The sequence below is a fragment of the Anaeromyxobacter sp. SG66 genome (genome assembly GCF_022690805.1).
In the GTDB taxonomy this organism is placed as follows: domain Bacteria; phylum Myxococcota; class Myxococcia; order Myxococcales; family Anaeromyxobacteraceae; genus Anaeromyxobacter; species Anaeromyxobacter soli.
In genome coordinates, this window is record NZ_JALCZC010000108.1 from 1 (window position 1) to 14,215 (window position 14,215).

Sequence of the window (14,215 nt, forward strand, 5' to 3'; positions counted from 1 at the left end):
GGCCGCCGCCGAGGCCGCGACGGCCGCCTTGCCCTCCACGAGCTCGCGGACCTTGTTGATGAGCGCCTGGCTCTCGAACGGCTTCGCGACGTGTCCGTCGGCGCGAGCGCTGCGGGCGCGCGCCTCGTCGAACGCCTCGAACGTGCCGGCGAGCAGCACCACGGGGATGTGCGCGAGCGCCGGGTCGGCCTTCACCGCCTCGCACACCTCGTAGCCGTTCCGCTTCGGCATGACGACGTCCGCGAGGATGACGTCCGGGCGGAGCTCGCGGGCACGCGCGATCGCGTCCTCCCCGTTGCCCACGGCGACGACCTGGTAGTCCTCGTTCGCGAAGGTGATGCCCACGACCTTCTGGATCGTGATGGAGTCGTCCGCGAGGAGCAGGTTCTTGGGCATCGGCGATCCCGGGGAGCGGAGGGGGGGGGAAAAGACCGTAACCAGTAACGCCGCGATCGTACGAATGTCAACATTCGCGAGGCTTTACGGGCTCCTGGCGACGATCCGCGGGTGCGCACACCGGCGCCGCGAGCCCCCGCGCGGCTACATGCCGAACACCGCGTCCCAGGGCGGCCGCGTGACGTCCTCGCCGCCCTCGGCGACGCCCACGACGCGGTCGGCGACGACGCCCACACCGGCGCCCCCGGCGTCCACGAGCAGCACGGTCCGCCCCTCCGCCGACGGCGGCTCGCCGTAGAGGACGCCCACGTCCACCACCGGGTGGAGCGCCCGCGCGTGGTGGAGGAGGCCGCGGTGCGACGGCGGCGTGAGCGGGACCTTCGCGACGCGCGGCGCCTCGAGGATCTGGACGAGCATCGACAGCGGCACCGCGTAGGTGCGGCCGCCGCGGGCGAAGCGGAGCTCCCGCTCCGTCCCCGCGGAGAGGCCTCCCTCGGGCGGCGGCGGGAGCTCCTCCGCGGGCTCGAGCGGCGCGAAGCCCAGCGTCGAGACGGCGAGCTCGAGGGCGAGCTCGCCGCGCGCCACGATGGCGCCGGCGAACGGCGACGGCTGGGGGAGCGGCGTGTGCGCCGGGAGCTGGAAGACCTCCGCCTCGGCGAGGTCGACGATCCCGTGCAGCGCCTCGACGCGCAGCGCGACGCGCGCCGGCCCCTCGGTCACGAGGGCGAAGCCCGAGCCGCCCGCGGGGAGCCCGAGCACGGTCGAGACGTACGCGGTCGGGACGGGCTCGCCGCGGACGCTCACCTCTCCCGCGTCCGGCGGGACCGCGAGGATCTCGCGCACGTGCGCGAGCCGGAGCGCGAGCCGCACGCCGCCCGCGGAGAAGAGCAGCGCCTTGCGATCGGACGCGAGGGAGCGCACGGACCTCATGATACGATGAAGGGCCATGGGACACGCCGTCCTCCTCGTCGACGACGAGCGGTTCGCGCGCACCGTGTACGCGGACTACCTCCGCGCGGCGGGCTACGACGTCGAGATCGCGGACGGCGCGGACACCGCGCTCGCCCAGCTCGCGCGGCGTCGCTTCGACGTCCTCCTCACCGACGTCATCCTCCCCGGCCCCCAGGACGGCCTCGAGCTCCTCGACGCCGCGAAGCAGCTCGACCCGGGCATCGGCGTCATCGTCATCACCGCCCTCGACAAGGTCGACCCCGCCGTCCGCGCGATGCGCGCCGGCGCGAGCGACTACCTCGTGAAGCCGGTGACGCCCGAGCAGCTCCAGGTCGCGGTGCAGCGCTGCCTGTCCATGCGCGAGGTCCTCGCCGAGAACCGCTCGCTCCGCGAGCACCTGCGGCTCTTCGAGACGGGGCAGCGCATCGCGGGCACGCTCGACCGCGACCGGCTCGTCCCGATGGCGCTCGCCGCGCTCTCCGCGCAGTGCGTGACGCCCGCCTGCGCGCTCCTCGAGCCCGCGGCGGGCGGCTGGAGCCTCGCCGGCGCGCACGGGCTCGAGCGGCGCGAGGCGGAGGCGGTGCTCGAGGCGGCGCGGCCCGCGCTCGCCCGGATCGGGCGCGAGCACGCGGTCGAGGTGCGCGCGCCCGAGGGCGTCGGGCCGGACGGGCACGACCGCGTGGTCTGCGTCCCCGTCGCCGACGAGGGCGAGGTGCTCGGCGCCGCGGCGGTGCTCGTCACGGGGCCGCTCTCGGAGGAGTGCGCCGAGGGCGCCGCGTTCCTCGCGCGCCACCTCGGCCTCGCGCTCACGAACCTCGGCCGCCTGCGCAAGGTCGAGCACCTCGCGTACCTCGACGACCTCACCCACCTCTACAACACGCGCTACCTCGAGGTGGCGCTCCAGCGCGAGCTCGGCGGCGGGCGGGCCTTCTCGGTCCTGTTCATGGACCTCGACCACTTCAAGGCCGTGAACGACCAGCACGGGCATCTCTCCGGCTCGCGCCTGCTCGTCGAGGTCGGGCGCGTCCTGCGCGCGTGCGTGCGCGAGGAGGACGTCGTCGTCCGCTACGGCGGCGACGAGTACGTCGTCATCCTCGCCGGCATCGACTCGGGCGGCGCGCTCAAGGTCGCCGAGCGCATCCGCCGCGCGATCGAGGACCACCGCTTCCTCTCCCACGAGGGGCAGCGCGTCCGCGTCACGGCCTCGATCGGCCTCGCGAGCTTCCCGGAGCACGCGTCCGCGAAGGCCGAGCTGCTCGACCTCGCCGACCGCGCGATGTACCGCGGGAAGCGCTCGAACCGGAACGTCGTGTACATCGCCTCGAAGGACCTGCCGCCCGTCCCGGCGGGCGAGCGCGAGCGGGCGTAGCAGCCCTCCCGAGAAACACACGGGGCCGAGAGCTCTCGCCCTCGGCCCCGCTGACGACGACACCCAGTTTCCGCCCGGCAGAGCGCGTAGTAACGGTTGCCCTCGTCATCCGGGGCGCGGCCTCTCTCCCGACGCCGCGTCCCGTATTCGCGGTACATACCTGGTCCGTGACGGACCGTCAATGCGCCGCGCGTCACCCGAGCGAATCCGCGAGGTTGCGGCGGCTTTAATAATCCATGTCCTCCATCCCACCCATCCCGCCCCCGGGCGCGGCCGCGGACTTCTTCTTGGGCTTCTCGGCCACCATCGCCTCGGTCGTGAGGAGCAGGCTCGCGACCGACGAGGCGTTCTGGAGGGCGGTGCGGGAGACCTTGGTCGGATCGATGACGCCCGCCTTCACGAGGTCCTCGAACACCTCGGTCGCCGCGTTGAAGCCGTGGGCGCCCTTGCCGTCGTTGATCTTCGCGACCACCACGGCGCCGTCCCAGCCGGCGTTCTCGGCGATGCGGCGGGCCGGGTACTCGAGCGCCTTCTGGACGATGGCCACGCCGAAGCGCTGATCGCCCTCGGGGACGCTGAGCTTCTTCAGCGCCTGGAGCGAGCGGAGGTACGCGACGCCGCCGCCGGGGACGATGCCCTCCTCGACGGCCGCGCGGGTCGCGTGCAGCGCGTCCTCGACGCGGGCCTTCTTCTCCTTCATCTCCGTCTCGGTCGCCGCGCCGACGTTGATCACCGCCACGCCACCGACGAGCTTCGCGAGCCGCTCCTGGAGCTTCTCGCGGTCGTAGTCGGAGGTGGTCTCCTCGATCTGCGCGCGGATCTGCTTGATGCGCGCCTCGATGTCCGCGCGCTTCCCCTCGCCGTCCACGATCGTGGTGTTGTCCTTGTCGATCGTGATGCGCTTCGCCCGCCCGAGGTCCTTGAGCCCGAGCTGCTCGAGCTTGATGCCGAGCTCCTCGGCCACGACGTTGCCCCCGGTGAGCGTCGCGATGTCCTTCAGCATCTCCTTGCGGCGATCGCCGAAGCCGGGCGCCTTCACCGCGGCCACGTGCAGCGTGCCGCGCAGCTTGTTCACGACGAGCGTCGCGAGCGCCTCGCCCTCGACGTCCTCGGCGACGATGAGGAGCGGCTTGCCGGAGCGGGCGACCTGCTCCAGCACGGGGATGAGGTCCGCCATCGCCGAGATCTTCTTCTCGGTGATGAGGATGTACGGGTCCTCGAGCACGGCCTCCATGCGATCCGGGTTCGTGACGAAGTAGGGCGAGGCGTAGCCGCGGTCGAACTGCATGCCCTCGACCACCTCGAGCGTCGTCTCGAGGCCCTTCGCCTCCTCGACGGTGATGACGCCCTCCTTGCCCACCTTCTCCATCGCCTCCGCGATGATGTTGCCGATCGTCTCGTCCCCGTTCGCCGAGATGGTGCCGACCTGGGCGATGTCCTTCTTGCCCTGCGTGGGCTTCGAGAGCTTCTTGAGCTCGGCGACGATGACCTCGACGGCGCGGTCGATGCCGCGCTTCAGATCCATGGGGTTGTGGCCGGCGGCGACGAGCTTCAGGCCTTCCTCGTAGATCGCGCGCGCGAGCACGGTCGCGGTGGTGGTGCCGTCGCCCGCCTTGTCGGAGGTCTGGGACGCGACCTCGCGGACCATCTGCGCGCCCATGTTCTCGAACTTGGGCTCGACCTCGATCTCCTTCGCGACGGTGACGCCGTCCTTGGTGATGGTCGGAGAGCCGAAGCTCTTCTCGATGACGACGTTGCGGCCCTTCGGGCCGAGCGTCACCGCGACCGCCTCGGCGAGCGTCTGGACGCCGCGGAGGATGGCCTCGCGGGCCCCCTGGTGGAATGCGATCTCCTTGGCCGGCATGGGCGAAGGCTCCTTTGTCGAAAATCCGTGTGGTTTCGCTGAATTCACCCGGTCTGCGCGCTGGCAGTCGCCCCGGGCGGCCGCTAAGATAACCGTGAGCGGACCTCGGTCAAGCGGGCTCCCGGGCCCCGTCGTCGACCGCTCTCCGGGTGAACACGCGCCATCCCCACGCGGGGGATCCCGGTTTGACAGGCGGCCGCCCGGCCGTTACTGCCGCGCCCGTGAGCCACCGCCGAGAGGAGCGCTGACATGTCCCCTGCCCGCCCGGATCCCGGGGAGGCGCTCGTCGAGGCCGCCGGCGACGCCTTCGAGGACGGCCGCTTCGAGGACGCCCTCGCGCGCGCCGAGGAGGCGCTACGCGCGTCGCCGCGGTCGGTCGCCGCGCTCCAGTACCGCGCCGCCGCCCTCGCGGAGCTCGGGCGCGCGGAGGACGCCCGCGAGGCGTACGAGGCGGCGCTCGCGGTGGGCAAGGACGACCTCGACCTGCTCCTCGGCGCGGCCGACTTCCACGTGAACGGCGGCGGCGAGGACGACGGCGACCGCGCCCGCGTCGAGCGCGGCCTCGAGCTCGCCCGGCGGGGAGCGCGGCTCGCGCGGAAGGCGGGCGAGGCCGCGCTGATGGGCGAGTTCGCCTGGCTAGAGGGCGCGGGGCTGAGCCAGCTCGGCGAGTCGCGCGCGGCGCTCGAGAAGCTGGCCGAGGCGGAGGCGGCGCTCCCCGACGCGATCGAGGTGAAGGTCGAGCAGGGGTTCGCGCTGTACGAGCTCTGCCGGTTCGACGAGGCGCGCGCCGCGCTCCTCCGCGCCGAGGCCCTCGATCCGGACGAGCCCTGGACGCAGCACCACCTCGGCCTCGTCGCCGAGCGGCAGGGCGCGCCCGACGAGGCGCGGCGCCGGTTCGCCCGCGCGCGGAGGCTCGACCCGGAGGGCTTCCCCGAGCCGATCGCGCTCTCGACGCGCGCGTTCGACGAGGCGGTCGAGGCCGCGCTCGCCTCGATCCCGGAGCAGGTCCGGCGCTACCTCTCGAACGTCGCGATCACGGTCGAGGACCTCCCCGCCGACGACGACCTCCGCGCCTCCGACCCGCCCCTCTCGCCCGCCATCCTCGGCCTCTTCCGCGGCGCGCCCTACGGCCAGAAGGTCTCGATGGATCCCTGGAGCCACCTGCCCTCGGCCATCGTGCTCTTCCAGAAGAACCTCGAGCGGTTCGCGCGCAGCCGCGACGAGCTCATCGAGGAGATCGGCGTGACCCTCGTCCACGAGGTCGGGCACTTCCTCGGCCTCGACGAGGACGAGCTGTGGGCGCGCGGGCTGGATTAGCTCGGGCCTACCGGCGGCTCTCGAGCGCGCCCGGCCCCTCGAGGTCGAACAGCTGGATGGGGCTCCTCCGCGAGCCCCACAGCCCCGCGCCGACCTGGAAGAAGTGGCGCCCGAGCCGGCTGCGGTACCAGGCCCCGCTCCGCACGTGGATCTGCGTGTCCGACTTCTCGAGGTCCAGGATCGGGAGGTCGCTCCGCGTGACGGCCTCGAGGTAGAGCAGCCCGCGGGACATGCGGCCGATGTTGTCGAGCGCGCGCTCGGCCGCGGCGTCGTCGAGGTACTGCAGCACGCTGTGGCACACGACGAGGTCGAAGCGCTCCCGGGCGCGCCAGCGGGAGATGTCGCGCAGCTCGTGGCCGTAGCGCTCGCAGGCGTACGGCGAGACCTCGATGGAGCGGTACCTCACCTCGGGCCTGTGGCGGCGGAACCAGCTGCGCCACAGCCCCGTCCCGGCGCCCACGTCGAGCACGGAGCGGAGCTCCACGCCGAGCCACGCGGCGAGGCCGTCCACGCCCGCCGCCAGGCGCGCGATCTCGCTCGCGGAGTGGGTCTTTCCTGGCCCGCCGTAGAACCGGCGGTAGTAGCGGGCGTCGAAGCGCGTGGGCGCGGGCATGGGGCCGGTACTTAACCCGCGCCGCGGCGCGCGATCCAGCGCCGCGGCGCGTCCCCCTCACGCGAGCGCGCCCGCTCCGGCGCTCGGGACGCCGTCACTCGCCCTGGGGTCAGCCGCGCGGCCGCGCCTCGAGCGCCTTGCGCGCCTTCCAGGCGTCGATCGCGGCGCGGATGCGCGGCACCGCCTCGCGCCCGGCCTGGATGCCGGCGAGCATGCAGTCCTTCTTCTTCGTGAAGTCGAGCATGCCCACGCCGCCCACCTTCGGCTGGACGAGCACGTCCGCGCCCTGCCGCCGGAACCCGACGTTCACGGCGAACATGATGTCGGACGCCTGGAGGATGACGTCCACGACGTTCTTGATGTTCGTGTTCCCGACGTCGGCCCCGATGTCCACCGCGATGACGAGGTCCGCTCCCTTCGCCTTCGCCACGTCGATGGGGATGTTGTCCACGACGCCGCCGTCCACGAGGAGCTTGCCCTGGTGCTCCACCGGCTCGAACACGCCGGGGATGGCCGAGGACGCCCGCACCGCGCGCGCCACGGAGCCCTTGTCGAGCACCACGGTCTGGCCCCAGTTCAGGTCGGCGGCCACGGCCGCGAAGGGGACGCGGAGCTGCTCGATGTCCCGCTGCTTCACGCTCTCGCGGACGAACCGCTCGAGCTTCTCGCCCTTCGCGTAGCCCATCCCGACGACGGCGTTCACGAGGCCGAAGTCGAAGAGGTCGTCCCGCTCCAGCCTGAACGCGGTCCACTCGAGCTCGAAGCTGTCCTTGTGGCTCGCGTAGAGCGCGCCGATGAGGCTCCCGACGCTCGTCCCGACGACGAGGTCCACCGGGATGCGCTCCTGCTCGAGGACGCGGATCACGCCGATGTGGGCGAAGCCGCGCGCGGCGCCTCCGCCGAGGACGAGCGCGATGCGCGGCTCGGGGACCTTGGGCGACGGGGGGATCGCGACGAGCGGGGGCTGGCGCTCGGTGACGAGCGCGGGCGGGGCCGCGGTGCGGCAGGCGGCGAGGAGCAGGACGGCGGTGGCGAGGAGGCGGCGCATGCCGGTGAAACATAGCGGATCGGCGGGAAAATTGACCCCTTCCGGACGATATCGCATCGTCCCCTCGAATGCCCCCGGTCATCGAGTCGATGGAGCTGGCGCAGGTCGTCGCCGAGGCCGCGGACATCGCGGCGAGCGTCAACCAGAAGCTCACCAGCGCTCACCAGCTCCTCGCCTTCTTCACCGTCCCGAACCGGGCGGAGATCCTCCTCAAGGAGCGCGGCATCGACGAGGACCGGATCCTCGCGGCGATGACCGGGAAGCCCAAGGAGGCGGAGGGCGTCCTGCGCGACCTGCGCGAGCGGTCGCGCGAGGTCGCGGAGTCGGTCGGCGCGGAGGAGGTCGACTGCCTGCACCTCCTCATCGCCATGGGCCGGGTCCGCGCGAGCGCCGCCCACCAGCTCCTCGGCGCGTGCGGGCTCCAGCTCTCGACCCTGCGGAACGTCGCCCTCTCCTACTTCACTGCGCGCATGCCCCGCCGGCTCCGCGAGCTGCAGCCGGTGCAGGTGCGCCCGGCGCAGCCGGTCGTCCCGCCGCGGCGGAGCGAGGCGCGCGGCCGGACGGCGGATCCGAGGCGAGACGGCGAGCTCGAGGCCGACCTCGAGCAGGCCCTCGGGAACGCGACCCCGACGTCCGCCTCGACCCCCGCCCCGACCTCGACCCCCACCCCCACCCCCACCCCCACCCCGACCCCGACCCCGACCCCGACCTCGACCTCGACCCAGACCTCGAGCCGTGCCCCCTCCGCTCCCCGCGCCCGCCGCTCCCCCCACGCCCTCGACCCCAAGGAGTTCCCCTGGCTCGCGCAGCTCGGGCGGAACCTGACCGAGCTCGCCGCCTCGGGGCGGCTCGATCCGCTCGTCGGCCGCGAGCAGGAGGTCGAGGAGGCGATCGACGTCCTCGGCAAGCGCCGCACGAACAACCCGCTCCTCGTCGGCGAGCCCGGCGTCGGCAAGACGGCCATCGTCGAGGGGATCGCGCAGCGGCTGCTCGCGAGCGCGCGCGACCGCGTGGTCGTCGAGATCGACATGGCGAGCGTGGTGGCCGGGACGCAGCTCCGCGGCGCGTTCTCGGAGAAGCTCCTCGGGATCCAGGAGGAGGTGCGCCGCGCGGCGGGCCGGGTGGTCGTCTTCATCGACGAGATCCACACGCTCATGGGCGCGGGCGCGACGGGCGAGGGGCCGCAGGACGCGGCGAACGAGCTCAAGGCGGCGCTCGGGCGCGGCGAGTTCCCCTGCATCGGGGCCACCACCCACGACGAGTACCGCCAGCACATCGAGAAGGACCCCGCGCTCGAGCGCCGCTTCACGCCGGTGCTCGTGCGCGAGCCGTCCATCGCCGACACGGTCACGATCCTGCGCGGGCTCGCGCCGCGCTACGAGAAGCACCACCGCGTGCGCTTCGCAGAGGGCGCGCTCGAGGCGGCCGCCTCGCTCTCGGCGCGCTACGTCACGGATCGCTTCCTGCCCGACAAGGCGGTCGCCGCGCTCGACCTCGCTGGCTCCCGCGCCTCGCGCGCGGGCGCGGCCGAGGTGGACGCCGCGGACGTCGCCCGCACCGTCGCGAAGATGGCGGGCATCCCCGAGTCGCGGCTGCTCGCCTCCGACCGCGAGCGGATCCTCGGGCTCGAGGCGGCCCTCCGCGCGCGGGTGGTCGGCCACGCAGCCGCCATCGCTCGCGTCGCGGCGGTGCTGAAGCGGAACTTCGCGGGCTTCGCGACCCGCCGGCCCATGGGCTCGTTCCTCTTCCTCGGACCGACCGGCGTCGGGAAGACCGAGCTCGCCCGCGCCCTCGCCGACGCGCTCTACGGGGCGCGCGACGCGCTCGTCCAGCTCGACATGAGCGAGTGCGCCGAGACCACCGGGGTCGCCCGGCTCGTGGGCGCCGCGCCCGGGTACGTCGGCTACGGCGAGGGCGGCCAGCTCACCGACGCCGTCCGCCGCAGGCCGGCCTCGGTCGTCGTGCTCGACGAGATCGAGAAGGCGCACCGCGACGTGCAGATGCTGCTCCTGCAGATCCTCGAGGAGGGGCGGCTCACCGACGGCCGCGGCCGCCAGGTCGACTTCTCGAACACCGTCGTCATCCTCACCTCGAACCTCGGCGCCGAGGAGGCGACGCGCACCTCCGCCGGCGCGATGGGGTTCGGCGCCGCCGAGCGCGTCCTCCCCCGCGAGGACCGCGTCCTCCAGGCCGCCCGCGGCGCCGTGCCGGCGGAGCTCTGGAACCGGCTCGACGAGCGCGTCTCGTTCTCGGCGCTCTCGCGCGCCGACGTGGCCGAGGTCGCGCGGCTCCTGCTCGCCGACTCCTCCCGCCGGCTCGAGGCGGAGCGGAAGATCCGCTTCGCGGCGACCGACGAGGCGATCGCGTTCCTCGTCGAGAACGGCGGCTTCGACGCCGCGCTCGGCGCGCGCCCGATGCGCGGCGCCATCCAGCGGCACGTCGAGGCGCCGCTCGCCGAGAAGATCCTCGCCGGCGAGCTCGCGCCGGGCGACGTCGCGCTCGTGGACGCCGGCAGCGGCGCGCTCAGGATCTCGCGCGCGCCGCGCCGCTGACCGTCAGCGCCCCGGCCCCGCCTCCGCCGCCGCCCGCGCGCCGCCGCACGTAGACGGTCTTCTCCACCTCCGCGCAGACGGTCCCCTGCCCGTCCACGAGCTCGACCCTGTAGACCCGGTCCACCGAGCGCTCCGTCTCGAGCGCGCCCCGGATCGCGTCGGTCTCCTCGACCGGCAGCCTGAACGTCGCGCGCAGCGTCGACCGTCCCGGCCGGAGGAAGCGGATCGTGGCCGCCTTGTCCCAGACGACGTGGCCCGCGCCCAGGCAGCGGATGAGCATCAGCATGTAGACGGGGTCGACCGCCCCGTACATCGACCCCCCGAAGATCGTCCCCACGTAGTTGCGCGTCCGGCGCGAGAGCGGGAGCTCCACCCGCACCTCCCGCCAGTCGTGCGCGATGAACGCCACCCGCGCGCCCGTCCCGCGGTAGGCGGGGAAGAGGTTGAAGCCGTACCGCTGCAGGCGCGTGCGGAGGGACTCGGGCATGGACGGAGTTTGACCGCGCGCCGGCCCGCCGCAACACTCCAGGCGTGAACACCGCCCCGCCTCCGGGCGCGCCGGGCCTCGAGGTCGGAGGCGTCCTCTCGTCGCCGGTGGAGCGGCGGCGGGGTGGCTCGCGGCCCTGGCGCGCGAGCGCGGAGCCGTCGATCGGGTCGCGTCACGAGCCGTGCGATGGCGCCGCGAGCCGGGGTCACGACGACCGAGCAGCGGAGGAGTCTGACCGGCGCGGCCAGCCAGCGTGCGCCGCCGTCGCGATCGAATCGATGGGCCGCCGCCTCGGGGGGCGACGATTGACTCCCGCCTGCGCCGGGCGTATCGTCACCATCATGAGAATGAATCTCATTATCGGTGAGGGCCGCTCGAGCTCTCCCGCCCGCGCCCTGCTCCGCGAGGCGCAGCGGGAGGGCGCCGCCACGGCCGTGTCCGCCGGGCAAGGGGGTCGGTCCCCGCGGCCGAATGCGTCGCGCCGCATCTGGGAGGTGGATCCGGCGGACCTCGCCCTCGCCACCGGCGTGCTCCTCCGCCGGGAGGACGTGGAGCACGTCCTCGAGCGGATCGACCACCGAGAGCACCAGGGAGACCGAGAGGACGCGCTGCGCGTGCGCCTGCTCGTGGGATGCACCGTGCCCTGCGCCCTCGCGGAGGCGGTCGAGCACCTCCTCGAGGGCCGGACGCAGGACGTCGAGGCCAGCCTCGCGCGCTGCCCGATGATGCAGATCGCCGAGTGGTGGTCGCGAGAGCGCGATCACCTGAGCGGCGAGGAGCTCGCCGCGCTCCTGTGGCGCCTCGCGTGCGATCCGCGGCCGCAGCTGGAGCCGCTTTTGTCCCGCGTCGGCGGACACCTTCGCCTCCGCGCGCTGCAGCTCCTGCGCGAGGAGCCGGGATCCCGCAGCCGATCGGGCGAGGCGCGCGTCCCCGCCCTGCCGTGGCGGGGCGCCACGCCGACCTCGACGCGACCGCCTCCCGTCGACCCGCCCCCGGCCCAGGCCGGATGAGGGAGAGTGGGCGCCACGAGCGGTCGGAACCCGTCGCGCCGCACGCCGGGCGGGCGACGCGCCCCCTCGTGCCGCTGCCGGGGCCGTCCGGTGTCCATCGGAGCGCGGGATCGCGGACGAGGTGAAGCCGTCGTCCCCCGCGCCCTCAACGGTACAATCCGGTCCGCTCGACGTACTCCCGCACGCTCCTCGCCACGAGGCCGGACACGTCCTCGCCGCGCGCGATCCGCTCGCGGACGAGCGTGGACGAGATGGCCGGCAGCGTCGGCGCGCCTGCGACCGGCGGGTAGCCCTCGCGCCCGACGACCACGACGCGGGCGAGCTCCTGGACGCGGTCCCAGCGGTACCACTTGTCCGTGTCCGGCAGGATGTCCGCGCCGACGACCAGCGTGAAGCGGTGGTCGGGGTGCTTCGCCTGGAGGTGCTCGAGCGTGCGCGCGGTCTTCCCGACGAGGGGATCGGCCGCGAGCTCGGCCTCGGCGGTGCACACGCCCACGCCGCGGATCGCGCGCGCGGCGAGCTCGCACATGCGGACGCGGTCCTCGAACGGCGCGAGCGCCTTGCCGAAGGGGTGGCGGAACGCGGGGAGGAGCCAGACCTCCGAGACGTCCTGCGTCGCGAGCGCCCAGTAGGCGGCCATGAGGTGCGCGACGTGGGGCGGGTTGAACGAGCCGCCGAGGATCGCGACCGCCCTGCCCTCGCCCGCGCGCGCCCGCGCCCCGCCCGGCGGCCGCCGCGCCATCACTTCACCGACATCCGGCCCTGCGCCGCCGGGGCGCAGCGCTCCGTGCGCAGCTCCGCGCCGTCCGCCGAGTAGACCGTGAGGACGACCTCGCGATCGCTGAGCTCGACCAGGCCGAACGTGGGAGGCGCGTCCGCGGGGGCCTCGCCGCGCAGGTGCCCCGGGGTCACGAAGCAGCGCGGGCCGATCTGCACGATCGCGGCGCGCGCGCTGTTCCCGTGGAAGAACATCGAGGCGTTCGCGATGTCGTCGCGGGAGAGGTCCGCCTTGTCGTGCACGAGGCAGCAGATGCGGCCCTCGACGAGGTCGACGTGCGTCGTGGGCGCCTCGCCGCTCGCCGCCTCCGGGCAGGCGCGGCTCGCGACGCGCACGATGCGCGCGGCGAGCGGGTCGGGCGTCCCGCGGCGGCGCCGGGCGAGGACGCCGTCCACGTCGGAGTGGCGCCCGCCGAGGAAGAACACCTGATCGGCGTCGGCGCGCTCGAAGCGCTCGAAGGCGCGGAGGAGCGCGTCGAGGTTTCCGTGCGTGTCGCTCGCGAGCCCGATCCTCAAGTCACCCTCCTCGCCCGTCCCTCCGTCCCGGCAGCGGAGCCTACCTCAGCCCGCGTAGCGGAGGTAGGCCGCGCGGCGGCGCGCGAACGCCCGCTCCTCGGGGGCGTACGCGCGCGCGAGCTCCGCGACGGTGGCGCCCGCCTCGAGGCCCTCGCGCTCGCGCGCGGACCCGCAGAGCAGGTCGAACGCGGGCACGTCGGCGACGAACTCGTAGGGCTCGGTGCGCCAGGCGAACCGCGCCGGGTCCTGCGCCCGCGCGTGGAGCACGCAGGCGAGCCCGGCCCGGAACGCCTGGAAGCGCGCCGCGTCGGTCACGAACAGCTCGACGCCGTGGCAGCGGACCCCCGCGTGCTTGTCCCAGGTCGGGACGAAGCTCGCCGGCCTGAAGCGGACGCCGGGGAGGCGCTCGCGCGCGAGGTCCTCGGCGAGCCGGTGCGCGTCGAGCCACGGCGCGCCGAACAGCTCGAACGGACGGGTGGTGCCGCGCGCCTCGGAGAGGTTCGTGCCCTCGAGGAGGCACATCCCGGGGTAGACGAGCGCGGTCTCCGGCGTCGGCATGTTCGGCGACGGGAACACCCACGGCAGTCCGGTCTCGCGGAACCCCACGCCGCGCCGCCAACCCTCGCAGGCGACGATCTCGAGATCGAGGTCGAGCTTCCGCTCGGCGCGGAACAGGAGCGCCAGCTCGCCGATCGTCATGCCGTGGCGCGGCGCGAGATCGTGCAGGCCGCAGAAGCTCTCGAAGCCCGGGGCGAGCCGCGGCCCTTCGACGAGGACGCCGCCGATCGGGTTGGGGCGGTCGAGGACGACGAACGGCACGCGCGCGTCGGCCGCCGCCTCCATGCAGAGCATCATGGTCGCCTGGTACGTGTAGTAGCGGGCGCCCACGTCCTGGATGTCGAACACGAGCGCGTCGAGCCCCTCGAGCGCCTCCGGCGAGGGCTTGAGCGAGCTCGTCGTCTCGCCGTAGAGCGAGTGGACCGCCACCCCCGTGCGCGCGTCGCGCTCGCCGCCCACGGCCGCCATGTACTGCGCGTCGCCGCGGACGCCGTGCTCGGGCCCGAACAGGGCGGCGAGCTCGACGCCCGGCGCGCCGTGGAGGAGGTCCGCGGCGTGGACGAGCTCGGCCGTGACCGCGGTGGGGTTGCACACGAGCCCGACGCGCCGGCCCCGGAGCTGCCGGAACCGGCTGCGCGCGAGCACGTCGAGGCCGGAGCGGACCCGCGCGTCGCCCCCGCGAGCGGGCCGGGCGGCGGCGCGGCGCGGCGCGGGGGCGGTGCGGCGGGGCGGGGCGGAGCGGCGGGGCATCGGTCGA

The 14,215-nt window shown here is 74.1% G+C and carries 13 protein-coding genes; 4 read left to right on the top strand and 9 right to left on the bottom strand.

Annotated features, from left to right (window positions below):
• Both MNZ39_RS20075 and MNZ39_RS20080 read right to left on the bottom strand, forming a co-directional pair.
• On the bottom strand, positions 1-396 hold a 396-nt coding region (locus MNZ39_RS20075), incomplete at its 3' end, for a response regulator (RefSeq protein ID WP_242340864.1).
• Between the two features lie 144 nt (positions 397-540).
• On the bottom strand, positions 541-1,317 hold the full coding sequence (locus MNZ39_RS20080; RefSeq protein ID WP_242340865.1) for a chemotaxis protein CheW: 777 nt from the start codon (positions 1,315-1,317) through the stop codon (positions 541-543).
• A gap of 25 nt (positions 1,318-1,342) precedes the next feature.
• Here MNZ39_RS20080 and MNZ39_RS20085 point away from each other — a divergent pair, with 25 nt between their 5' ends.
• Positions 1,343-2,716: a diguanylate cyclase gene (locus MNZ39_RS20085; RefSeq protein ID WP_242340866.1), complete on the top strand. Its 1,374-nt coding sequence runs from the start codon at positions 1,343-1,345 to the stop codon at positions 2,714-2,716.
• A gap of 226 nt (positions 2,717-2,942) precedes the next feature.
• Here MNZ39_RS20085 and groL read toward each other — a convergent pair whose 3' ends face one another.
• On the bottom strand, positions 2,943-4,580 hold the full coding sequence (groL, locus tag MNZ39_RS20090; protein WP_242340867.1) for a chaperonin GroEL: 1,638 nt from the start codon (positions 4,578-4,580) through the stop codon (positions 2,943-2,945).
• A gap of 249 nt (positions 4,581-4,829) precedes the next feature.
• On the opposite strand from groL, the gene MNZ39_RS20095 reads away from it, so the two are divergent.
• Positions 4,830-5,897 (top strand): metallopeptidase family protein, encoded by a 1,068-nt coding sequence (locus MNZ39_RS20095; RefSeq protein WP_242340868.1) that lies wholly within the window; start codon positions 4,830-4,832, stop codon positions 5,895-5,897.
• A 7-nt stretch (positions 5,898-5,904) separates the two neighbouring features.
• On the opposite strand, the gene MNZ39_RS20100 is transcribed toward MNZ39_RS20095, so the two are convergent.
• Entirely contained in the window at positions 5,905-6,510 is a 606-nt protein-coding gene (locus tag MNZ39_RS20100) for a class I SAM-dependent methyltransferase (protein WP_242340869.1), read from the bottom strand.
• A 109-nt stretch (positions 6,511-6,619) separates the two neighbouring features.
• Positions 6,620-7,558 (bottom strand): patatin-like phospholipase family protein, encoded by a 939-nt coding sequence (locus tag MNZ39_RS20105; protein WP_277957128.1) that lies wholly within the window; start codon positions 7,556-7,558, stop codon positions 6,620-6,622.
• A gap of 68 nt (positions 7,559-7,626) precedes the next feature.
• On the opposite strand from MNZ39_RS20105, the gene MNZ39_RS20110 reads away from it, so the two are divergent.
• The gene (locus tag MNZ39_RS20110) at positions 7,627-10,110 is read left to right on the top strand and encodes an AAA family ATPase (protein WP_242340870.1); all 2,484 of its coding nucleotides are present in this window, start codon (positions 7,627-7,629) and stop codon (positions 10,108-10,110) included.
• Here MNZ39_RS20110 and MNZ39_RS20115 read toward each other — a convergent pair.
• Positions 10,082-10,597, bottom strand: a complete 516-nt coding sequence (locus tag MNZ39_RS20115) for a DUF4442 domain-containing protein (RefSeq protein WP_242340871.1) — start codon at positions 10,595-10,597, stop codon at positions 10,082-10,084. The genes MNZ39_RS20110 and MNZ39_RS20115 overlap by 29 nt on opposite strands.
• A gap of 347 nt (positions 10,598-10,944) precedes the next feature.
• Between MNZ39_RS20115 and MNZ39_RS20120 the strand changes: the two genes are divergently transcribed.
• Positions 10,945-11,607, top strand: a complete 663-nt coding sequence (locus MNZ39_RS20120; RefSeq protein ID WP_242340872.1) for a hypothetical protein — start codon at positions 10,945-10,947, stop codon at positions 11,605-11,607.
• A gap of 145 nt (positions 11,608-11,752) precedes the next feature.
• Here the strand turns inward: MNZ39_RS20120 and nadD are convergent, their stop codons facing one another.
• Genes nadD through MNZ39_RS20135 form a run of 3 tightly spaced genes read right to left on the bottom strand, consistent with a single transcriptional unit; the run spans position 11,753 to position 14,208 of the window.
• The gene (gene nadD, locus MNZ39_RS20125) at positions 11,753-12,349 is read right to left on the bottom strand and encodes a nicotinate (nicotinamide) nucleotide adenylyltransferase (RefSeq protein ID WP_242340873.1); all 597 of its coding nucleotides are present in this window, start codon (positions 12,347-12,349) and stop codon (positions 11,753-11,755) included.
• Positions 12,349-12,900 (bottom strand): metallophosphoesterase, encoded by a 552-nt coding sequence (locus MNZ39_RS20130; protein ID WP_242340874.1) that lies wholly within the window; start codon positions 12,898-12,900, stop codon positions 12,349-12,351. The genes nadD and MNZ39_RS20130 overlap by 1 nt, the downstream gene beginning before the upstream one ends.
• A 45-nt stretch (positions 12,901-12,945) precedes the next feature.
• The gene (locus MNZ39_RS20135; protein ID WP_242340875.1) at positions 12,946-14,208 is read right to left on the bottom strand and encodes an exo-beta-N-acetylmuramidase NamZ domain-containing protein; all 1,263 of its coding nucleotides are present in this window, start codon (positions 14,206-14,208) and stop codon (positions 12,946-12,948) included.
• Positions 14,209-14,215: the final 7 nt, after the last annotated feature.